The sequence below is a fragment of the Streptomyces sp. SAJ15 genome (assembly GCF_007595705.1).
In the GTDB taxonomy this organism is placed as follows: domain Bacteria; phylum Actinomycetota; class Actinomycetes; order Streptomycetales; family Streptomycetaceae; genus Streptomyces.
Genome location: NZ_NISY01000004.1, coordinates 87,337 through 107,352, shown reverse-complemented (window position 1 = coordinate 107,352; position 20,016 = coordinate 87,337). Strand labels below are relative to the sequence as shown.

The 20,016-nt window shown below is 71.1% G+C and carries 21 protein-coding genes and 2 pseudogenes; 10 read left to right on the top strand and 13 right to left on the bottom strand.

The window, feature by feature from the left end; genetic code table 11:
- Positions 1 to 14 precede the first annotated feature (14 nt).
- From CD790_RS13690 to CD790_RS13645, 10 genes and pseudogenes are all read right to left on the bottom strand, one after another.
- Positions 15 to 1,076 carry an XRE family transcriptional regulator gene (locus CD790_RS13690; protein WP_144383488.1) on the bottom strand — a complete coding sequence of 354 codons (1,062 nt, stop codon included), beginning with the start codon at positions 1,074 to 1,076 and terminating at the stop codon, positions 15 to 17.
- Between the two features lie 36 nt (positions 1,077 to 1,112).
- A pseudogene (locus tag CD790_RS35720) lies at positions 1,113 to 1,614 on the bottom strand (hypothetical protein).
- 78 nt (positions 1,615 to 1,692) lie between these two features.
- Entirely contained in the window at positions 1,693 to 1,923 is a 231-nt protein-coding gene (locus CD790_RS13680) for a DUF397 domain-containing protein (RefSeq protein WP_144383487.1), read from the bottom strand.
- 130 nt (positions 1,924 to 2,053) lie between these two features.
- Positions 2,054 to 2,878, bottom strand: coding sequence for a helix-turn-helix transcriptional regulator (locus CD790_RS13675; protein ID WP_144383486.1), 825 nt, complete (start codon positions 2,876 to 2,878; stop codon positions 2,054 to 2,056).
- A complete protein-coding gene (locus CD790_RS13670) occupies positions 2,875 to 3,396 on the bottom strand; it encodes a DUF6879 family protein (RefSeq protein ID WP_144383485.1) in 522 nt (173 codons plus the stop codon). The genes CD790_RS13675 and CD790_RS13670 overlap by 4 nt, the downstream gene beginning before the upstream one ends.
- Positions 3,380 to 3,604 (bottom strand): hypothetical protein, encoded by a 225-nt coding sequence (locus tag CD790_RS13665; protein WP_260867553.1) that lies wholly within the window; start codon positions 3,602 to 3,604, stop codon positions 3,380 to 3,382. The genes CD790_RS13670 and CD790_RS13665 overlap by 17 nt, the downstream gene beginning before the upstream one ends.
- A 331-nt stretch (positions 3,605 to 3,935) precedes the next feature.
- Positions 3,936 to 4,411: pseudogene (locus tag CD790_RS13660) on the bottom strand (hypothetical protein).
- Positions 4,412 to 4,447: 36 nt separating this feature from the next.
- Entirely contained in the window at positions 4,448 to 4,993 is a 546-nt protein-coding gene (locus tag CD790_RS13655; protein ID WP_144383484.1) for a GNAT family N-acetyltransferase, read from the bottom strand.
- A 160-nt stretch (positions 4,994 to 5,153) separates the two neighbouring features.
- Complete coding sequence (locus tag CD790_RS13650; protein ID WP_144383483.1) at positions 5,154 to 5,684, bottom strand: flavoprotein; 531 nt, start codon at positions 5,682 to 5,684, stop codon at positions 5,154 to 5,156.
- On the bottom strand, positions 5,681 to 6,916 hold the full coding sequence (locus tag CD790_RS13645; protein ID WP_144383482.1) for a helix-turn-helix domain-containing protein: 1,236 nt from the start codon (positions 6,914 to 6,916) through the stop codon (positions 5,681 to 5,683). Before CD790_RS13645 ends, CD790_RS13650 begins: the two co-directional genes overlap by 4 nt.
- Before the next feature lie 104 nt (positions 6,917 to 7,020).
- On the opposite strand from CD790_RS13645, the gene CD790_RS34580 reads away from it, so the two are divergent.
- Both CD790_RS34580 and CD790_RS13635 read left to right on the top strand, forming a co-directional pair.
- Positions 7,021 to 7,692 carry a hypothetical protein gene (locus CD790_RS34580; protein WP_186319007.1) on the top strand — a complete coding sequence of 224 codons (672 nt, stop codon included), beginning with the start codon at positions 7,021 to 7,023 and terminating at the stop codon, positions 7,690 to 7,692.
- The gene (locus tag CD790_RS13635; RefSeq protein ID WP_144383481.1) at positions 7,689 to 7,991 is read left to right on the top strand and encodes a hypothetical protein; all 303 of its coding nucleotides are present in this window, start codon (positions 7,689 to 7,691) and stop codon (positions 7,989 to 7,991) included. The genes CD790_RS34580 and CD790_RS13635 overlap by 4 nt, the downstream gene beginning before the upstream one ends.
- A gap of 27 nt (positions 7,992 to 8,018) precedes the next feature.
- Here the strand turns inward: CD790_RS13635 and CD790_RS13630 are convergent, their stop codons facing one another.
- A complete protein-coding gene (locus CD790_RS13630; RefSeq protein ID WP_144383480.1) occupies positions 8,019 to 8,396 on the bottom strand; it encodes a helix-turn-helix domain-containing protein in 378 nt (125 codons plus the stop codon).
- A gap of 102 nt (positions 8,397 to 8,498) precedes the next feature.
- Between CD790_RS13630 and CD790_RS13625 the strand changes: the two genes are divergently transcribed.
- The 5 genes from CD790_RS13625 (at position 8,499) to CD790_RS13605 (ending at position 12,505) form a co-directional block, all read left to right on the top strand.
- Entirely contained in the window at positions 8,499 to 9,140 is a 642-nt protein-coding gene (locus tag CD790_RS13625; RefSeq protein ID WP_144383479.1) for an NAD(P)-dependent oxidoreductase, read from the top strand.
- A gap of 42 nt (positions 9,141 to 9,182) precedes the next feature.
- Positions 9,183 to 9,806, top strand: a complete 624-nt coding sequence (locus CD790_RS13620; protein WP_144383478.1) for a C39 family peptidase — start codon at positions 9,183 to 9,185, stop codon at positions 9,804 to 9,806.
- A 130-nt stretch (positions 9,807 to 9,936) separates the two neighbouring features.
- Positions 9,937 to 10,257, top strand: coding sequence for a hypothetical protein (locus CD790_RS13615; RefSeq protein WP_144383477.1), 321 nt, complete (start codon positions 9,937 to 9,939; stop codon positions 10,255 to 10,257).
- Entirely contained in the window at positions 10,257 to 11,681 is a 1,425-nt protein-coding gene (locus CD790_RS13610; protein ID WP_144383476.1) for a hypothetical protein, read from the top strand. Before CD790_RS13615 ends, CD790_RS13610 begins: the two co-directional genes overlap by 1 nt.
- A 5-nt stretch (positions 11,682 to 11,686) precedes the next feature.
- Positions 11,687 to 12,505, top strand: a complete 819-nt coding sequence (locus CD790_RS13605; RefSeq protein ID WP_144383475.1) for a hypothetical protein — start codon at positions 11,687 to 11,689, stop codon at positions 12,503 to 12,505.
- 10 nt (positions 12,506 to 12,515) lie between these two features.
- On the opposite strand, the gene CD790_RS13600 is transcribed toward CD790_RS13605, so the two are convergent.
- The gene (locus CD790_RS13600) at positions 12,516 to 13,886 is read right to left on the bottom strand and encodes an NAD(P)/FAD-dependent oxidoreductase (protein WP_144383474.1); all 1,371 of its coding nucleotides are present in this window, start codon (positions 13,884 to 13,886) and stop codon (positions 12,516 to 12,518) included.
- A 49-nt stretch (positions 13,887 to 13,935) separates the two neighbouring features.
- Positions 13,936 to 15,576 carry a class I adenylate-forming enzyme family protein gene (locus CD790_RS13595; RefSeq protein ID WP_144383473.1) on the bottom strand — a complete coding sequence of 547 codons (1,641 nt, stop codon included), beginning with the start codon at positions 15,574 to 15,576 and terminating at the stop codon, positions 13,936 to 13,938.
- Between the two features lie 216 nt (positions 15,577 to 15,792).
- Between CD790_RS13595 and CD790_RS13590 the strand changes: the two genes are divergently transcribed.
- From CD790_RS13590 to CD790_RS13580, 3 genes are read left to right on the top strand one after another with little or no spacing between them, the layout of a single operon-like run.
- The gene (locus tag CD790_RS13590; RefSeq protein ID WP_144383472.1) at positions 15,793 to 17,946 is read left to right on the top strand and encodes an FAD/NAD(P)-binding domain-containing protein; all 2,154 of its coding nucleotides are present in this window, start codon (positions 15,793 to 15,795) and stop codon (positions 17,944 to 17,946) included.
- A complete protein-coding gene (locus CD790_RS13585; protein WP_144383471.1) occupies positions 17,943 to 18,896 on the top strand; it encodes a 4-hydroxy-3-methylbut-2-enyl diphosphate reductase in 954 nt (317 codons plus the stop codon). Before CD790_RS13590 ends, CD790_RS13585 begins: the two co-directional genes overlap by 4 nt.
- A 2-nt stretch (positions 18,897 to 18,898) precedes the next feature.
- Positions 18,899 to 19,981, top strand: a complete 1,083-nt coding sequence (locus CD790_RS13580) for a polyprenyl synthetase family protein (RefSeq protein ID WP_222108244.1) — start codon at positions 18,899 to 18,901, stop codon at positions 19,979 to 19,981.
- Positions 19,982 to 20,016: the final 35 nt, after the last annotated feature.

Here is a 20,016-nt window from a genome sequence, read left to right as displayed (position 1 = left end):
CGCGCGCGGGCCGTTCAGGGCTCGCGCGCGCCCTCTTCCCCCCTCAGGCAGATCTCGTGCAGGGCATCGCGCAGACCGCCCGGTGCCCGGCGCAGCGCCCGCCCGCGCCGGGCCGCGCCCTCCAAGAGCGTGCGCGTCCGGCGCGAGGGGGTCGCGTCCGCCACGGGAATGATCTCCTCGGCCAGGTCCGCGGCGTCCCGCCACGCCCCGAGCCCCAGCAGGCACGAGAGCAGCCGGGCGGCGTAGATGTTCCGGTAGCCGACCGGCGCCCCCGCCTCCTGGCGCATGGCCCGACGCAGATACGGGACCGCCTTCGCCGGCTCACCCGACTCCTGGTGGGCGAAGCCCTGATGGCCGTCGACCTCGTCCGCGGTCACCCACCACACCCAGAAGGGGTCGCTGAGCCGCCCACTCTCCTGAAGCAGCGAGCGGGCACGCTGGAACGCCCGCTCCGCCTCGGCCACCCGCCCCGAGCCGGCGAGCCCCTTCGCCTCCCGCACCCGGAAGATCGCCTCCACCCGCGGGGACGTCCTCCCCCGCTCCAGGACACCCCGCGCGATGGCGAGTTCCTCCCGGGGCCTCCCCAGCCACCCTGCCTGCATGCCCATGTTCTGCAACGTCAACAGCCCGATGGCGCGGTCCCCCGACGCCGTCGCGAGTCGGAGCGCCTCCTGGTTCAACCGCCGCGCCTCCCCCGGCCGCTCCGCCTCGAACAGCGCCCACCCCGCCACCTCCGCCAACTCGGCGGCCGCCGCCTGGATGTCCCGCCCCCGCCTCCGCACGTGGTCGCCCGCGGCGAGGCGTCGACGGACCTCCGCGAACGCGTGCACGGCCATGTCCGCGACCGGGAGATCGTTCAACTCGTTGTCGAGCACGACGAGGCGCTGCGACACGTCGCGGATGTGCTGGGCGTAGCCGTCGTCGTGACCACCGTCGGGCGGCGACCCGGGGAGGACGCCCGCGTACCCCATCCCACCCGCGCCGGCCCCACCCACGCGGCCCGCCCCACCCACCGGCCGTGGCCGACGCCGCCCGGAGCGGTTACGGCGGACGTCGGCGGCACCTATCCCGTTCACGGGGCCATTCTGATCGACAACGGTACCGACGGGGCGTCATGGACCGGACGCTCGCCCAGCCAACGGGCAGGGAACATCTCGTGCGGCGCGGTTCGGGGAACAGGTCACCAGCGCCAGGGACAGGAATGATGTCCGCCCCAGATAGAAGCCATGAGACACGTCACCACCCCAACTCAGCCGTGCAGCGGCTGTGGCAGCGAGCTCCGCCAGTCGCGTCTCATCACGGCTATGAGCGGAGGCGAACAGAGGTGCTGAGTTGTCGAGTTGCTGATGAAGCCACCCCGCTGCCTCTTTCGGCTGCTCCCATGTGCCCCGGACCAGAGCCGGGCGTTTCATGAGCCAATGAGCAGTTTCGATGGGCGGAATATCCGTCGCGGGAAACTCCAGGGACACCGTGCGGTAGCGGTCCACAAGCCGCTGAGCCGCCGCGTCACCGGGTGATGCCGCCGGCGGCGGGTCGGGGGGACGGCGGACGTCTGAGAGCATCCTCGTCAAAGCGTTCCTTAGGCCCGGTCCATGAGTAGCCGTGGATGTGCAACGGAGGCAACCGTTCTTGACTTGAGAAGCGGCCCTCGGCCCGCTGGGGGCTGAGGGCCGTCGGATGGCGCGCTGTGGTTCAGGTCGAGAGGCCGAAGCGCGCCGGGTCCACACCAGCGGCTCGCAGCTCAGCGGTCGTGAACCTGAGCGGCTCCGCGTGGGGCCGCTTGCTGTCTCCCAGCGCCCACGCGTCCACGCCGATGCGAGCGAGGGTGACGCAGGCCTCCCCATCCGGATGCGTACTGCCACCACAGGCTCGGATGAAATGGACTCCGGTGACGTCCAGCGCGTACAGGTCGATTCCACTCATGGGTGTGCACCTTCCTGGAGGTCGGTGAGAAAATCGGCAGAGTCAACTCTGTCCTCTGCCGGATGCATACCGTCCCGGATTCCCGGCCCGGTCGGCACCGACCCATGGTGTCGCCACGACTGCGGAGCTTCTAGCGCGTTTCCCGTTCACTCAAGAATTCATCTCGAATGTCCGCGACGAAGGCTCGCATGCCCTCGCCGGAAACGGCCTTGAGTTGGAAGCTCTCGAACTTGGAGACATAGAGCTTCACATCAGGCAGCTCGCTGGTAGTGATCTCGGCATGCGGGATCTCGATGATGGCCAGCCGAGCATCGAAGAGAACGAATGAAGAGGTCGGCAGAAGCCCTGGCATTTCCTCCGCAATCGGAACGACCCCGATGTGGACGTTGGGCATCCTTGACACACCAAGGATCTTGTCGAGCTGGGTTGCCATCATTGACGGTGGGACAAGTTTCCACCGCAACACCGACTCGGTGACGATGAAATGAAAGGCGCGCGCACGATCATAGAGCACTTCCTGCCTTCGCAGGCGCGCTCCGATCATCTTGTCCAGCGCATCACCGTCCAGGTCCGAGGCTCGAAGTACGCCTCGAATGTATTCAGGCGATTGAAGCAATCCAGGAACGCACGAAGGCTGGAAAACTCTGAGCAGCGCCGTCTGCGCCTCTATAGCGCCGATATCTTCCTGGTGCTTGTGAAGCCCAGAGCGACGATACCTACGCCATGCCGTCGCCTCGGTCGCCACCTTCCGTGCCAGATCTACCAGTTCCTCCTCAGCCACATCAAGCGCCGCCAGAATGCGCTCCACATCAAGAACGCTCGGAGGGATCACCTCGTTCTCGATCTTGCTGAGCTTGCTCGGAGACATGGCGGCGCTGCGGGCGACTACTTTGGCCTGCTTCCCGCTGGCCTCCCGCAGTTCCCGCAGCGCCCGACCAAGCCCTGATCCGTTCACTCTTCGCTGTGTCGCTCCCACCAGTCAGCGAACGGCACCGCCCGACTCAGGGCGACGTCCCGGCGTTTCAACCACGGCGCCATATCGGAGTGCGATTCCGCTCCAAGGAATGTCCCGCCCGCTCCGTAGTCCATGGAGACGACGGTGGATTCATCGAACATCCAGAAGTCAGGAACGTCTTCCAGGGGGTTGACACCGTCGGTGATGTCGAGGATGAAAAACTCTTCACCAGCCCCGATACTCTTCCGGTATCCCCAGCCCAGTTCAAATCGAAGGTAGTCGGTCAGGGGACGCGCCAGAACATGAACCCGGTACATGCGTTTTCCCGCGTCGATGTTCGCCCGCACCTCATCGACCCACTCCTGGTTGTAGTCATCCGGCTGCGGATCGCCCGCCATGAATACCCGAAACATCTCGGCACTCGATGAGCCGGTGTAGTCGTCCAGGGTCTCCAGTCGGAAGGCTTCTCGCCGGAACTCCGAGAAGAGTTTTTCGAACTCGTCAGGCGAGATGTTCACGCGCGTACCTCTCGATGATGCCTGCGGGGATGCGGACCACGGACTCACCGACTGGGACCTTGAGCTCTTCCAGCGTGCCGGCATCGTCCACCGTGTATCCCTGGACGAGCAGGTCTCCGGTTCCGTCAACGGAGTACAGGGTGGGGCACGTCCCCTTCTCGCACTCCCCCACTAACCGTGTCAACGCCATACGGTCCCCCTGCTCCAAGGTGTGCTCCTATGTCAGGTTCGATGCTCCCGAGCCGGTGTCATGAGCGTCAAGACAACGCAGTTGAGAGAACAGGAAACCGACTACGCGCCGCCCAATCGCCGTGAGCGGACTGCGCCCCACGCACGAGGGGGACGCTCTCGTCTGTCAGGTCCATGTGGCCGGTCACGACGATGGTCGTCACGCACGCTCCTCACAGCTAGCAACGGGCCGTCGCGCCGCATTCTGGTCGACAACGGCGCCGACCGGTCGACGGCCCGCCGACCATCTCCTCAGGGCACTCGTTGTACGGCCTTCACTGGCCTTTGGGGGGCGTGTCCCGCGCTGGGCGTCAATCCCGGGTTGCCCCTTCGGGCCAGATCACCCGGACAGGGACGCCTGTCCGTTCGGCGTACGTCACGACGTCCGCCGTGCCGCCGTAGCCCCGGGCTGGCTGCCCGTCCCAGACGGCGACAAGCTCGTCCACCACACCCACGAGGATCTCGCTCCCGGCCATGTGGGCCCGCTCGTCGGACTCCCTCATCCCCGTGGAGTAGGTCTCCGACGCCCGCTGGATCAGCGCGTCATAAACGGCGTGGTGGTCCTCGGGCAGCCCTTCGCGGTACTCCACAGCGGGGATGACGACCTCGATCCGCCCGCCGTGGTCGAGAACGGCCTGGGCGAACCACGCGTCGGGCCGTCGGCGACACAGGAGACGCCCACGAGGTCATCGGGCGCGTGTCGTTCGATCTCGGCTGCGAGCGCGGCACGGACGAGCTGCCCGGTCTCTTCCGGCAACCCACGGTGTCCGGTGATGCCCAGGCGCATGGTGGTACCCCCCTGTGCGGACCGCTCGGGCCGTCTTCAGCCTTGCCACTCGTCGCGCAGGATCCCGTAGACGATCGAGTCTCGCCACGCGCCCCGGGTATGGACATGGCCGCGGATGCGCCCCTCCTCGACCATCCCCGCCGCCAGCATCATCTTCTCGGCGGCCGTATTCAGCGGTGATCGGGCCGCCCAGACGCGATGGAGATCCAGGTCGGCGAAGGCGAGACCGAAGAGCAGGCTCAGAGTCTCCCTGCCGTAGCCGACGCCCCACGCCTCGGGGCGTAGCGCGGCACCGATGGTGGCCGCGCGCTGCTGGTGCGGATCAATTGCCAGGCGGGCGAAGCCGATCAGGTCGGCCGAATCCCGCCGCGTCACGGCCAGCGCGTACTCCTCTCGGGGCCTCGCTGTCGCGGAGGCGATGGAGCGCGAGACGATGCCGGCCACCTCTTCGCGGGAGCGCGGGGGGAAGCTCAGATGCTCGGTGGCCTTGGTGCTGCCGTAGATGGCGAGGACGTCGTCCACATCATCGGGCGAGAGCTCTCGCAGAGTGAGACGTGCACTGTCACGAGTGACCGGATGCATGGCTCCGGACCTTAGCGCTCAAGCTCGTTGATCGGGCCCGAGAGCCACCCGCTAGGTGGAGAAGCGCAGCGCCCGATGTCCCACCCGGGGCGCCACCACCAGTGGTTCCGCATGTTGTCTGACTGCGTACTCATGATCCTCCACCCTGTCGCCGGTGTCGTCAGGGCGCCGGCAGCGCGGCGAGCGCCCTGTGCCAGGGAAAGTCACGCGGGTTGCCCTGCTTGGGCGGGTGTGACTCGTACCCGTTCGGTCCGTCGAGGACGCGTACGCCCTGCTCGCGAAGGGCCGCGAAGCTCCGCGCCACGGCCGGTTGCGCGCCCTGCGCCCGGTTGAAGTACGGCATGGCGACGACCGGTATGCCGAGATGCACGCCCTCGGTGACCAGTCCGAGGGCGAGCGTGTCGGCGATTCCGGCTCCCCACTTGTTCAGGCTCGTGCAGCTCAGCGGGGCGACCAGCATGGCGTCCGCCTTCGGCAGGGCGTCCCGCTGTCCCGGCAGCTTGTAGCGCGAGCGCACGGGGTGTCCGGTGACGCTCTCCAACTCGGCGATCCTGTCCGCCCACCACTCCGCGGCGGCCGGGGTCAGGATGAGGCAGGTGTCCCATCCTTGGGCCTGGGCGTCGCGTACGGCGTCGTCGATGTGCTGCGTCGGCCCGGCCGCACAGGCGATCAGGTAGAGGACTCTGGTCATGCCCGGAGTCCACACCGTGTCGCCAGGGCCCGCAACTCCCCGGTGGGCTTCGCGGTCACCCCCAGGACGTCCTTCACCAGGTCGACGGTCGTCGGCCTTCCGACCACCTCCTCAGGCGCGAGTCGCTCAGCTTCCAACAAGACGGTGGCGGCGTCCTCCTTACGCCGCGTCAGTAGGTGAGCGCGCGCCATCGAGATCAGGTGTTGCGCCTTCCGTTCACAGGTCAGCCCGTTGACGGCCTCCGGGCTCAAGCGATCAGCGGCGTCCAGCGCCGACCAGCCGTCCTCGAACCGCACAAGCACGTCCACACGGTGCAGGTCGACATTGGTCGGGCCGAACATCGTCCAGTCCTCGTTGCGGTCCCCACCCTGTCGGCTGGCCACCTCGGCGGCCTCATCCACCAGACCCGAGGCTGTTCGGACGACTTGGCTACTGCGCTCCTGCCCGGAGGCTGCGACCGCCGCACTGAGATAGAGCATGCCCAGGGTGGACAGCCCCAGCGGTCCGCCGGCGGTCAGTTCCTCTGCGAGACGTCGAGCTGCGGTCGACGCGAATGCCTGGGCTGTCTCAGCACGGCCCTGGTACATCAGGCTCTTTGCCACCCGTCGGGACGCGGCACCGATCGCCACCGGGTCCTCGGACCGCTCGGCGGCGGCGAGGGCCCTGTCCGCTGCGAGGGCGGCGTGGACCATCGCCGACTCACCGTACTTGTGCAAGAAACTGGCGGTGAGCTGGTACACACGCGAGAGCACGCTCTGGGCGTCACATGTCTTGTCGGCGGGCGCGGCAGCCGCCGCACGGTGGCTTTCCACGATAAGTGCCGGGAGCTGGCGCCCGAGGGTCGCGTAGTGGCATGCCTGGAACGCCTCACAACAGTAGACAAGCCGGCTTCTCAGCTGTGTTGTCGAGGCGGGTAGGGAGTCGACTTCGAATATTCCGGTCACGACATCATGTCGGTCGAGGACATCGAGTACGGACCGCACTTCGGGAGGGGGAGCGGTGGCTCCCACCGAGGCTGCGGGCTCGTCCGCAAGGAGCTGGTCTAAGGGGATGCGCAGCACGCTGGCCGCCCGCTCCAGCACGGAGAGCCTCGGGTCGGTCTGCCGGTGGCCACCCTCGATGTCCTGCACCCAGCGCCGGGATCGCCCCATCAGCCTCCCGAAGTCGCCTTGCGTGAAACCCCGCCGCTCTCGCCAGTACGCGATGCGGGGACCGATGCGGCCAATCTCCATGGCGCTCTCCCCGGACAAGGCACGCACTATGCGTGCTCGCTTCCGTTCTACCTCGCCCTACGTTGCCAGCACATCACCCAGCGCAGTGAAGGGGCGAGCAACGTATGACCATCACGGTTGAGTCGTGGAACCCACCCCACGGCCCCGACATCGAGGCCCAGCCCGCCGGGCGATGGTGGGATGCCGTCAAGGTGCCGACTCCCATCGGCCAGCGTGCGCTGGCGCTGCTCGGCGGGGACAGCGGGCCGGTCATCGAGGACACGTACGGGGCCGTCTGGTACTGGCTGGTGGCGCCCGGGGTCGCGGGCGACTGGACGATTCAGCGGGTGCTGAGCCACGGGGCGTATGTAGCGGTGCCGCCGGTGGAGCGGACGTATGGGCCGGGGCCGCACTGGCGGGTCGTCCCGGCGCGGGCGGGGCGGCTCACCGACGCGGGGCGGCTGCACGCCGCGCTGCGGGCCGCGCACGCGTCGGTGAAGGTCTGTCTGCGCTGCCAGCGGATGACCGGGCGGCCGGTCACCGTCGCCCTCGTGCACGGCGGCAACGGCGGCCGCACGCACTACGCGTGTCCGGACTGCGCCCCGCACTTCCCGCCGCGGCCCGATCCGCTCGCCGAACTCGCCGCCGCCCAGCGGGGTCGGGAGGAGCGGCGGGCCTGGCGGGCGGCGATCCTGCATCTCACCGAGTGCGCGGCCTGTACGCGGTCGGCCACCGGGTGCCCGGTCGGGCGGACGTTGCTCCGGGCCCACCGCGCGGCGCGGGGCAACGGGCGATGAGCGGGCGGCGGGGTGGGCGGTGGGTCAGCCTCGGTCTGGCGCTCGGCGGGCCGTCCACCGCCACCCGCGCGGACCTCGCCCTCCCGCCCGCCGACCGGCAGCCGCCCCGTTGGGACCGCTCGGCGGCCGCCGAGCGCGCCGAGTGGGAGATGGAGCGGGTCGGGTACGAGCCGCTGGCGGCGTACCCCGGCCGGGTCGGCGCCCCGTGGCGCTGTCGCTGCACGGTCTGCGGCGCCGTACGCGCCCCGAGCCTGACGGACGTACGCCGCCGAGGCGGGTGCCGGCATCGGACGGCGTAGGGGTGGCCCCGGCCCCCGCCGCGCCCGTCAGCCCGCCCGCCGCACCGCGGACCCCGCCTCGCGGGCGTCGATGAGTTCGTCCCAGTGCTCCGCCGCCCACGCGCACGCCGCGTCGAGGGGTTCGAGGAGGCTGCGGCCGAGCGGGGTGAGGGCGTACTCGACGTGGCGGGCGGGCTCGGTGCGGACGGTGCGGGTGACGAAGCCGTCCCGCTCCAGCGAACGGAGCGACTGCGTCAGCACCTTGGCGATGACGCGGTGCAGCGGGACGCGCAGCTCGGAGAAGCGACGCGGGCCCTCTTCGAGGCAGCGGATGATCATCGCGGCCCACTTGTCGCCCACCCGGATGGGCGACAGGTCGGAGGGGCACAGCTCGTCGAACATCTCGGGGTCCAGTGGCTTGGTCACAGGGGGCACAGTAGTGCGGTACCCCGGAGGTAACCATGGTCCTCACTAGCGTGCGGGGCAGGTCAGGACGTGGACGAGGTCCACCACGCGAGGAGTGAACTCATGGGCGCAATCGTTGTTTTCGGTGCGGGTGGCCGGGCGGGTCGGGCGGCCGTCGCGGAGGCGCTCCGGCGCGGGCACGAGGTGACCGCCGTCGTACGGGAGCCGGGGCGGCACGCCGAGCCGGCGGCGGACGGGGTCCGGCTGGTGGCCGGGGACGTCACCGATCCGGAGGCCGTCGCGCGGCTCGCCGCGGGCCATGACGCCGCCGTCGCCGCGGTCTACGACCCCGCCGCCCAGCCCGGCGACTTCTTCACCGCCACCGCGCGGGCGCTGGACCGGGGCCTGGGCGAGGCGGGCGTGCGGCGGCTGGTCTTCGTCGGTCTGGCGTCGATCCTGGAGACGGCCTCCGGCACACCGCTGATGGACACCCCCGGATATCCGCAGGAGTACCGCCCGTTCTACCTCGCGCACGAGGCGGGCCGGACCGCGCTGGCGGCGGCGGGCGGCGGGCTCGACTGGCTGGTGGTCAGCCCCGCCGGCGACTTCGACCACCAGGGGGCGCGGACCGGCGGCTACGTCACGGCCCCCGCCGACGCCGCCAGCCGCGTCTCCTACGCCGACTTCGCCATCGCCCTCATCGACGAGATCGACACCCCGCGGCACCACCGCACGCACATCGGCGTCGAGAGGGCCGCCGCCTGACAGCCCGGCCGGTCACCACACGCCGTGCAGCACACTGGGGCCATGACCCACACCGCCCCGCGCCCGACCGTCCCCTACTACTCCCAGTGGGAGTCCGCCGACCTCGTGCCCGAGTTCGTGACCGGGGCCAGGTCGGCGCTGGACGACCCGCTGTGGCAGAAGTCCGGCGCCGACAGCCCGGAGGAGTACGCCTTCTGGGCCCACCGCATGTGCGGCGTCGCCTGTCTGCGGATGGCCCTGGACCACTGGGGACTGCCGGTGCCGCCCTCGGTGCCGCTGGCGCGCGAGCTGGAGGCCGCGGGGGCGTACGTACGCGACGGCGACGAGGTGAAGGGGCTGATCTACCGGCCGTTCGCCGAGTACGTCGGCGCGCGGTGGGGGCTGCGCGCGCGGTCGGTGCCCGAGCTCACCGCCGGAGAGATCCGGCGGACCGTGGACGACGGCGGGCTGGTCATGATCTCCGTGCACTTCTCCCTCCGCGTCCTGGACCCGCGACCGCCCGCCCGCGGCGGCCACCTGGTGCTCGTGGTCGACGCCGACGACGCGGGCGTACGCCTCAACAACCCGTCCGGGCTGCCGGGGCACTCCCAGGAGTACGCGACCGTCGGCTGGGCGGACCTGGAGCGGTTCTTCGCGGGGCGCGGGGTCGTGTTGGGAGCGCCGTAGATCCCGCACAGCCCGACGAGCCCTCCGGCGTTTCGGGAATCCCTCGTACCGCTTCAGTATTCACCAGCCCCATGCTCCTCCCACCTGTATCGTGCACGGGAACAGCGGCATGTGACCACGGGGGGGGCATATGTACTCGACTCCAGATCTCTTCATCGATCCTCCGTCACCGAAGAAAAGCGCGGCGGCGTTTCATCTCGCCAGTCAAGAGGGCCGGAACAAGACCAAGCTGGACGACCCGGTGACGGCCGGCGAAACCCACGCCGATTGGGCCGTCGCCGAACCGAACGAGGCGTGCGTTTCAGCCTGGCGCGGCCGATTACACAAGCTGGGGGAGCAGGCCCGATTAGCGGCGAGCACCATCACGGACGCCATGGACGACTATGTGGACACCGACACTTCCTTCGGGGCGGAACTGCGTAAGGACGCCGACTGGCTGGAGGGCGCCTGATGGTCTCCGTCCCTGATCTCGACGCCGCCAAACCCCAGCAGTGGCGGGACGCCGCCGACGATGTCCTGAAGGCCGCCAAACACTGCGAGGAAATCGCCACGGCCGCCCGTGACGACGTCGCCCGCACACTGGAAAGGAATTGGGCGAGCGACGCGGGCAAGACAGCACGCCAGGCGTTCGTGAGACACGCAACCGACTATGAGGCGGCCGCACTCGCACTACGCGCGCTCACCCGTGTCTACGACGGCCTCGCGGCCGCGATCGAGAACGCACAACGTGACCTGAACAGCGCTCAGGGCTACGCGCGCACGCACAATCTGACCATCGACGACAGCGGCCGCGTCCACAGCGGCGAGTCCTCCGATGCCGCGTCCGACGACAGCGGCCGGAAGGAGACGGTGCGACACGCGCAGGGCGTCGTCAACGGCGCGCTCTCCGCCGCCACCACAGCCGACATCGAGGCCGCGGCCGCGTTGCGGACGATCCGCGGACTCACCGACATCACCGATCCGAAGGTCGTCAACGAAGCCCTGAAGCCGGACAGCCCGCTCAGCATCGCGCTGCGGCTGGCCGGTGGGTCCGGCGGCGTACACCCGATCAATGTCAGCGCATCGCAAATCGCCGCTGCGGACCGAGCCTCACGCGAAACCGGAATAAGCAAGACGCTACTGCTCTCCATACTCTGGCAGGAGCAGCAGTGGTACCAGAACCACGACCGCGACGGTCGCGGCATCCTTCCAAGCTTCGGCAGATGGTTCAACTGGACTCTGCGGGAAACCATCGTCCCGGACAAGTCCCTCGGGATCACGCACATGAAGCTGGAGACAGCCAGGAAGACGATCGGTAATCACCCGGATGAATTCACCGCCGACGGGAAGTCTCTGGGCGACCTCAGTGACAGCGAGCTCGCCAAGTACATCGAGGAGAACCCCAACGAGGACATCCGACTGAGCGCCTATCACCTCAGCGATCTTCAGCAGAACCCCTATGGCGCCAAGACCGACAAGCAGCTGTTCATTCTGTACGCCGCCGACACCCCAGAGGTTCGCGAAGCCAACGAGAAGTACGGCGACGACTCCGACCCCCGAGGCGGCGCGATCAAGAGCCGCGCGGAGAACTGGGACCGGCTGCAGCCGCATATCGAAGACGCGAAGGCATGGGAAGGGCTGTCCGAGGAAGAGCGCCAACGGGCCATCGATCAGCTGGAGAGCCAGACGCCAAAAGGGGATCGGATCACGCTGGACCCGATCTACGAAGTCGAGGGTCCGGACGCCGGCATGGGCACCGATGAGACGAAGAGGCCGAAACAGCCCGGCCTCATCCCCACACCCGAAGAGCGCGAGCGCGAGTATGACGAAGTGACCGTGCCACCCACCCCCGCACCCCGACCCGGACCGGCCCCGACCCCACCGGGAGGTAGCTGAGCACGATGAAACACGCCATACGGACGATCCTGGCACTCGCTGCCTGCGTGGCCCTCGCGGGCTGCGGTGTCGGGGACAACAGCCGCCAGAAGAAGCCCACTCCGCTGCCCGGCAACGTGCCCCTGAAGCCCGAGTACGGGACAGCCGACGACGTGGTCCGGAAGCTCGACTCCGCGGGTATCCCCTGCGTCGTGACGCGCCGACCGGACAGCGACAAAAGCGGTGGCACCTCCCTCGGCTGCGCCTCGACGATCGACGGCCTGAAGTTCGAGAACGAGATCCACGTCCTGAATCCCGACGTCTTCACACGTGATGATCTGGGCGTGACCGTCACCTCCCGGACCGAGCCACCGTACGGTCATACGCTCGTGGTGGCCGGCCACTGGTTCGTCCGCGTCACCGAGCCGCGCTTCGCCCCCAAGATCGCCGACGCCCTCGGCGGCGTCGTGATCAAGCCCAAGGGCCCGAAGATCCCCAAGTTCAAGCTGCCCCGCATCCCCGACACCCCCCGCTACGACACCGTCGACGCACTCGCCGACGACCTCGACCGAGCAGTGGGCTGCGCGGACCGCGAGGGCGGCGGCGGCAACATGTCCTGCACGACCGGCAAGAGCATCGGCGCCTCGCCCAACTGCGCCACTCTGAATCTCTACACGACGCACGCCGACCGTGACGCAGCCCTGCGCGAGGCCATCGCCTACAAGGGGGTCCCCGCCACGCTCGTCACGGCCGGCAACTGGACGGTCAACCTCTGCGACTACGATCTCGGCTCGCGTGTCGCCGACGCCCTCGGCGGCACCGTCGTCTCCTACGACGGAGGCTGAGACCGGGCCGTCAGCCGCCGTCGCGCAGCCACGCGTGTACCCGGTCCACCGCCAGCCGGGACGAGGCGATCGCGGCCTCGCTGCTCGGGCGGAGGTAGAGCCAGTCGCCCGCGTACTCGATGGGGCCGGCCGGGCGGCGGGTGAAGGGGGCGCGGAGGCGGAGGGCCTCGGGGGTCGCCTCGGGGAGGCCGTGGCGCCAGCGGGTCACCTGGTGGCCGACGTACGCGGCGCGCATGCCGTCGATGAAGCGCTCGCTCTCGTCGAGGACCCGCTCCAGCACCTGGTCGTCGGGGAGGTCGTAGACCTCCGCCGCCCGGCGCGGGGAGACCAGCAGGGTGACCAGGCCGCGGCCCGGCGGGACGCGGTGCGGGCACTTGTTGTGCTCGCAGGTGCCGCCGGAGAGGAGGGAGTCCTCCCAGGGGGCCATGACGAAGGCGTAGAGGTGCGGCTGCCGGGCGGTGCGGCGGGGTTCCAGGGGGCGGTCCAGCATCACGCCCACCCGGATCATGGTGGTGAAGGTGGCCGCGTCCAGGAAACGGCGCTCCTCCTCGGGCGCGCCGGGGTGGATCGCCGCGATCTCCGGGGCGGGCAGGGTCAGCACGGCGGCCCGGGCGGTCAGTTCGGTGCCGTCCGCGAAGGACAGCCGCACCCCACGGCCGCCCTCGCCGCCGCCACGGCCGCCCCCGCGGCCGTCCCGCTCGACCCGCGTCACCGGCTTCGACAGGTGCACCTTCAGCCGCTCGGCGAGCGTCCGCGCCATCGTGTCCTGGCCGTCGCGGTAGGTCTGCCAGCGGTAGATGCCCCGCGTGCCCTGCATGATGGCGAGCATCGGGGCGGCCGTGCTGCGCTCGGGGAGCCAGCCGAAGGCGGCCGTGGCGACGGGCCCCAGGCAGCGCTCGACGAGCTCGTCGCCGTGGCGGCGGCCGAACTCGGCCAGGGTCATGTCGCCGTGCGCGGACCGCTCGGGCCGGTCGGGGTCGACCCGGCCCCGGCCGTTGCCGGCGACCAGCATCCGCAGCAGTTGGAGCCGGCCGCGCCAGGAGAGGCCGGCGCCGGTCAGCAGCGACCGGGGGTGGCCGACCCAGGGATGGGCCCGCCCCTGGCTCCACAGCCCCACCGGGTGCTCGATCCGGTGCAGCCGGTCCTGCCGGGCCAGGCCCAGTTCCTCGATGAACTCCCAGGTGGCCGGGTACCCGTACGGGGAGAGGGTCTCGGCGCCGCGGTCGATGGTGTAGCCGTCGACGCGGGCGGCGCGCATCCGGCCGCCCGGCTCGTCGCCGGACTCGAACACCTCGACCCGGTGGCCCTCCCTGGCCAGCCGGTAGGCCGTGGTCAGCCCGGCGATCCCGGCGCCGACCACCGCGATGTCGATATCGGTCACTGCGCTCCTCCTCTGGGCGGGACGATCCGCTTACACGGTTCGGCGAAGGTCACGTCCAACGCCCCGTGCCGATGGACTCCTTGCTGCCGAGGACCTGTTCGCGCAGGTCGAGCCGGCGCACCTTCCAGGTGGCGGTGCGCGGCACGTCCTCGAAGGGGACCAGCCGCGGGGCGGCGAGCTCGGGCAGGCCGCGGGTGGCGGCCCGCCACTCCTCGGGGTCCAGCCGGTTGTCGTTCATGCACAGGACGGGGACGGGGAGTTCGCCCGGCACGCCCAGCACGGTGACGTCGGAGGCCCTCGGCAGTCGGTCCAGCAGGATCGACTCCAGCTCGATGCCGCTGGTGCCGGGGATGATGTCGACCTCGCGGTCGACCAGCTTCAGCCGCCCGAGGCGGCCGCGCTCCCCGACGTCCCCGGTGTTCCACCACCGGCCGCGGACCTTCTCCGCGTGCCGGTCGGACTCCCCGAGGTAGTCCAGACAGCGGGCCTTGGAGGACGCCATCAGCAGCCCCGGCCGGCCCTTGGCCACCGGGCGGCCGGTGTCGACGTCGACGACCCTCACCCGGGTCAGCCCGGGTGTCGCCCAGCCGATGTCGCTGGTGACGGAGGAGTCCTCGGACCGCTTCCGCAGCCGGCCGCGGGTGAACACGGTGAAGCACATCGGCCCCACCTCGCTCTGTCCCCAGCCCTGGAGCCACACCGGGAAGCGCCGCTCCGAGGCGCCCAGGAAGGTGCGCACGGTGCGCGGGTGGATGGCGTCGAAGGTGCCCACGTACAGCCGCACCTGGCGGAAGAGCTCCGGCTTGGCGAGCGCCAGCTCCTCCCAGCGCTGGAAGACGTTGGGGCACGCCTCCAGCGAGGTCGGGCGGTGCTCGGCGATCATCCGCTCGGCCACCTCCGGCTCATGCCGGGAGATGATCACGATCTTCCTGGGCGCCAGCACGAACTGTCCCATCAGCCAGGACACGATCCGGCCGTGCGCGAAGGAGACCGAGGTCGCCGCCACGTCCCGGTGCTTGCTGGCCAGGATCGGGAAGCGGACCCGCTCGGTGCGGGCGATGCCGCCCAGCATGGTCTCCGCGGAGTGCACCACCAGCTTGGGCACCCCGGTCGTCCCCGAGCTGTGCATGACCAGCATCGGCTCGTCCCGGCGGCGGATGTGGACCGGGGCGGGCGGCGCCCCCGCCAGCTCGGCCAGGGTGAGCGCGCCCTCCGGCGCCCCCTCCGGCAGCCCTTCCCCCGGCCCGTCCGGTCCGCCGAGCACGATGACCCGGGTCCCCGGGCCCGCCAGGCTCACCCCGGCCGCGGCCGCCCGGGCCAGCGGGCCCGGCGAGACGACCAGCACCGACGGCTCCAGCCGGGCGATCATCGCGCGGTGCGCCTCCGGCTTGTTGACCGCCGCGACGGTGGCGGGCAGCGCCCCGATACGGGCGGCGGCGGCCGCGGCCAGCGTCATGTCCAGGTGGTTGTCCTTGACGATGGCCACCCGGTCCCCGCTGCGCGCCCCGGCGGCATAGAGCCGGGCGGCGAAGTCACGGACGATCTCGGCCAGTTGCCGCCCGCTGAGCCGGGTCCCCGCCTCGGGAGCGATGTCGAAGGGTCGGTCGAGGTGGGCGACCGTCTGCCGGTCGCCCTCCGCATGCCAGTCGAACAACACTCCCAGGTGCGTCGGGTGTTTACGGAACGGCATTTCAGCACTCCCCAGTCAGCTGCCAGGAATGGCATTCATCGCTCAAGGAGTGCACAAATTAGAAGCGGAACTCGGCAGCCAGCCATAGCAATCGCCATGACAACCTGCCAGCTTCGGATAGCAATAATCAGCCGCTTCCGGCCCGGTCCCCGCGCCCCCACGATCGGTCTCCAGAAACCGACCCTCGTGAAGCCGTAGGGGAATGGAGACCTGCACATGAGCGGCATACGCCTCGATGTCTGCCTCATCGGGGCCGGGCCCCGCGGTCTGTCGGTGCTGGAGCGGCTGTGCGCGGGAGCCCGGCGGTCCCGAAGACACCGCGCGATCACCGTCCACGTCGTCGACCCGTACCCGCCGGGCGCCGGTCGCGTCTGGCGCACCGACCAGTCCCGCCGGCTGCTCATGAACACCGTCGCCTGCCAGGTGACCGTCTTCACCGACGAGAGCGTGGAGCTGGCGGGGCCGCTGGAGCCGGGGCCGAGCCTGTACGAGTGGGCCGGCTCGCCGGCGGCGGCCGAGACGCTCGACGGGGCCGCCCGCGCCGAGGCCCGCGCGCTGGGCCCCGACACCTACCCGACCCGTGCCCTGTACGGCGCCTATCTGGAGTGGGCGTTCCGCCGGGTGGCCGAGCGCGCCCCGGACCAGGTCGCGCTGCGGGTGCACCGGCAGCGCGCGGTGGATCTGGACGACGTCCCCGGCGCCTCGGGCCCCGGCCCGGACGACGGCCGCGCGGGCACCCAGACGGTGACCCTGGCGGACGGCACCCGGCTGACCGGGCTGCACGCGGTGGTGCTCGCACAGGGCCATGTCGACCCCGAGCCCTCCGCCGTCGACGCCGCGCTGGGGGCCTTCGCCGCCGAACACGGGCTGCTGCACCTCCCCCCGGCCAACCCCGCCGACCTGGCCGACCCGATCGAGACGACCGACACCACCGACCCGAACGCCCCGACAGAGACGACCGACACGACCGACACGGCGCTCGCCGCGCTCGCGCCCGGCGAGCCGGTGCTGTTACGCGGGCTCGGCCTCACCTTCTTCGACCACATGGCGCTGCTGACCGAGGGCCGCGGCGGGCGCTACGAGACACGCGACGGACGGCTGGTGTACGTCCCGTCCGGGCGGGAGCCGCTGCTGTACGCCGGCTCCCGGCGCGGGCTGCCGTACCACGCCCGCGGCGAGAACGAGAAGGGTGTCTCCGGCCGTCACGAGCCGCTGCTGCTCACCCCCGAGCTGATCGCCAAGCTGCGCGCCCAGTCCCCCGACGGCTCCGGACTCGACTTCCGGGAGACGCTGTGGCCACTGATCGCCAAGGAGGTGGAGGCGGTCTACTACACGGCGCTGCTGACCGCCCGCGGGCGGCCGGACCGGGCCTGGGAGTTCCGCGAGCGCTTCCTGGCCTGCCCGCCCGGCGGGGAGCGGGAGGACTGGCTGCTGACCGAGGCCGGGGTGGCGCCGGGCGACCGCTGGGACTGGGCCGCCGTGCAGCGCCCCCACGGCGACCGCCGGTTCACCGACCCCGAGGACTTCCACCGCTGGCTGGCCGACCATCTCCGCGCCGACCTGGCGGCGGCCCGGGCCGGAAACGTCACCGGGCCGCTGAAGGCCGCCCTCGACGTGCTGCGCGACCTGCGCAACGAGATCCGACTGGCGGTCGACCACGGCGGCCTGGACGGCGACTCGCACCGTGTCGACCTGGACGGCTGGTACACCCCGCTCAACGCCTATCTGTCCATCGGCCCGCCCGCCCACCGGATCGCGGAGCTGCTGGCACTGCTGGAGGCCGGGGTGGTGCGGATCATCGGGCCCGACACCCGGATCCGGGCGGAACCCGGCGCGGCCGGCCCCGGCTCGGGCCGCTTCGTCGCCGAGTCCCCCGCCGTGCCCGGCTCCACGGTGGCGGCACGGGCGCTGATCGAGGCCCGACTGCCGGAGCCCGACCTGCGCCGCACCGCCGACCCGCTGCTGCGCCGGCTGCTGGCCACCGGGCGGTGCCGGCCGTACCGCGTCCCCGCAGCGCGCGGCGGCGCCCTGGTGACCGGCGGGCTCGCCGTCACCGCGCGCCCCTACCGGGTGCTGGACGCCGCGGGGCGACCGCACCCGGCGCGGTTCGCCTACGGGGTGCCGACGGAGGCCGTGCACTGGGTGACCGCCGCCGGCATCAGACCGGGCGTCAACTCCGTCACCCTCGGCGACGCGGACGCCATCGCCCAGGCGGTGCTGGCCCTGGGCGGCCCGGCACCGGAAGGACCGGCGGCGGCCGTGGGGACGACCGACGCCGACCCGCACCCGGTGGCCGACACCGACCCGCATGCGGCGGCCGACGCCGCCTCCGCCGCACGCCCCCTGTCGACGACTCGGAGGACACCATGACCACGACGACGGACACCACCGACCGCAAGCGGGTCATCCTGGCGGAGCCGCGGGGCTTCTGCGCCGGGGTGGAGCGCGCGATCGGCATGGTGGAGCGGGCCCTGGAGATCCACGGGGCGCCCGTCTACGTCCGCAAGCAGATCATCCACAACCAGTACGTGGTGAACCAGCTGGAGCGGCGCGGCGCGGTCTTCGTGGACTCGGAGGACGAGGTGCCGCGCGGCGCGGTGTGCGTCTTCTCCGCGCACGGCGTGTCGCCGGCCGTACGGTCCAACTCCGCCTCCCGCGAGCTCCGGGTGGTCGACGCCACCTGCCCGCTGGTGTCCAAGGTGCACCAGGAGGCCAAGCGCGCCGCCGGGGCGGGACACACCATCCTGCTGATCGGGCACGCCGACCACGAGGAGGTGGAGGGCACGGTCGGCGAGGCGCCGGAGCACACCATCGTGGTGGAGACGGTCGAGGACGCCCGCACGGTGCGGCTCCCGGCCGGCACGGACGGCGTCTCCTACCTCACCCAGACCACGCTGTCGCTGGACGAGACCCGCGCCATCGCGGACGAGCTGACCAGGCGCTTCCCCGAAATCCAGGGCCCGGGCTCGGACGACATATGCTACGCGAGCCAGAACCGGCAGAACGCGGTCAAGGAGCTGGCGGCCGAGGCCGACCTGGTCCTCGTCGTCGGCTCCGACAACTCCAGCAACTCGGTGCGCATGGTCGAGGTGGCGATCCGGCACGGGTCCGCCTCGTACCTCGTCAACGACGTCTCCAAGCTGGACGAGCGCTGGCTGCGGGGTGTGCGGACGGTCGGCGTCACCGCCGGCGCCAGCGCCCCGGAGATCCTCGTCGAGCAGTTGGTCGCCCGTCTCGGGGAGCTGGGTTATGGCCACGTCGACACCATCACGACCACCACCGAGGACGTCGTCTTCGCCATGCCAGGGAGTCTGCAGTGACCGTGACCGAGCACAGGCCAGCCGTACCCGCGGGCACCCCGGGTGACGCCCCGGCCGACCAGCGCGCGGCGCTGCTGGCCCGGGTGGAGCGGCGCCTCACGGATTTCCTCGCGGCGGAGCGCCGCGAGTGGTCCGAGCTCAACCCGGACGCCGTGGAGCTGATCGACTGCGTGGCCACCATGGTCGCCAGCGGCGGCAAGCGGCTGCGCCCCTCGTTCTGCCTCGCCGCCTATCTGGCGGCGGGCGGCGACCCGGCCGCGGACGACGCGGAGTACGCGGTGAACGCGGCCGCGGCGCTGGAGCTGCTGCACACCTCGGCCCTGCTCCACGACGACGTCTTCGACGCCTCCGAGCTGCGCCGCAACGAGCCCACCGCGCACGTGCTGCACGCCACGCTGCACCAGGACCGCGGCTGGCACGGCGAGCCCCGGCGCTACGGCGAGAGCGTGGCCGTCCTCGCCGGCGACCTGGCCCTGGTCTACGCGGACCGGCTGATGCCCGCCGGCACCCCCCGGGCCCGCGAGGTCTGGGGCGAGCTGCGCACCGAGCTGATGGTCGGGCAGTTCCTCGACGTCCGCGCGGCCGCCCGGTTCCGGCCCGACGCCGCGCTGGCCCGCTGGATCGCCCTGTTCAAGTCCGGCCGCTACACGGTCTCCCGTCCGCTGGCGGTCGGCGCGGCGCTGTCCGACGGCTCGGCCGAGCTGCTCGCGGCCTTCGAGGCGTACGGGCTGGCGCTCGGCGAGGCGTTCCAGCTCCGCGACGACCTGCTCGACGCCTTCGGCAGCGCCGAGGTCACCGGCAAGCCCGCCCGGCTGGACTTCAAGCAGCACAAGATGACGCTGCTGATGTCCTTCGCGCTCAGCGACGAGCCGGAGGTGCGGGAGCTGGTCGGCGACGACCTGCCGGGCACCGACCCGGACGCGCTGTACGAGCTGCTGGTGCGCACCGGCATCCGGGACCGGGTCGAGGCCGTCATCGCCGAACGGCTCCGGGTGGCCAACGAGGCGGTGAGCTCGGCGCTGCCCCCGGAGTGGGCGGCGGAGCTGCACGCGATGGCGCGGGCGGCGGTGTACCGGGACAAGTAGCGGCGGGCCGGGACAGGAGCCCGAGGACGAGCGTC

Bases quoted from the DNA above. Each gene is read 5' to 3' on its own strand.
- CD790_RS13680 (WP_144383487.1), bottom strand. From the start codon at position 1,923: ATGAGTGGAATCGACCTGTACGCGCTGGACGTCACCGGAGTCCATTTC.
- CD790_RS13655 (WP_144383484.1), bottom strand. From the start codon at position 4,993: ATGCATCCGGTCACTCGTGACAGTGCACGTCTCACTCTGCGAGAGCTC.
- CD790_RS13650 (WP_144383483.1), bottom strand. From the start codon at position 5,684: ATGACCAGAGTCCTCTACCTGATCGCCTGTGCGGCCGGGCCGACGCAG.
- CD790_RS13645 (WP_144383482.1), bottom strand. From the start codon at position 6,916: ATGGAGATTGGCCGCATCGGTCCCCGCATCGCGTACTGGCGAGAGCGG.
- CD790_RS34580 (WP_186319007.1), top strand. From the start codon at position 7,021: ATGACCATCACGGTTGAGTCGTGGAACCCACCCCACGGCCCCGACATC.
- CD790_RS13635 (WP_144383481.1), top strand. From the start codon at position 7,689: ATGAGCGGGCGGCGGGGTGGGCGGTGGGTCAGCCTCGGTCTGGCGCTC.
- CD790_RS13625 (WP_144383479.1), top strand. From the start codon at position 8,499: ATGGGCGCAATCGTTGTTTTCGGTGCGGGTGGCCGGGCGGGTCGGGCG.
- CD790_RS13620 (WP_144383478.1), top strand. From the start codon at position 9,183: ATGACCCACACCGCCCCGCGCCCGACCGTCCCCTACTACTCCCAGTGG.
- CD790_RS13615 (WP_144383477.1), top strand. From the start codon at position 9,937: ATGTACTCGACTCCAGATCTCTTCATCGATCCTCCGTCACCGAAGAAA.
- CD790_RS13610 (WP_144383476.1), top strand. From the start codon at position 10,257: ATGGTCTCCGTCCCTGATCTCGACGCCGCCAAACCCCAGCAGTGGCGG.
- CD790_RS13605 (WP_144383475.1), top strand. From the start codon at position 11,687: ATGAAACACGCCATACGGACGATCCTGGCACTCGCTGCCTGCGTGGCC.
- CD790_RS13595 (WP_144383473.1), bottom strand. From the start codon at position 15,576: ATGCCGTTCCGTAAACACCCGACGCACCTGGGAGTGTTGTTCGACTGG.
- CD790_RS13590 (WP_144383472.1), top strand. From the start codon at position 15,793: ATGAGCGGCATACGCCTCGATGTCTGCCTCATCGGGGCCGGGCCCCGC.
- CD790_RS13585 (WP_144383471.1), top strand. From the start codon at position 17,943: ATGACCACGACGACGGACACCACCGACCGCAAGCGGGTCATCCTGGCG.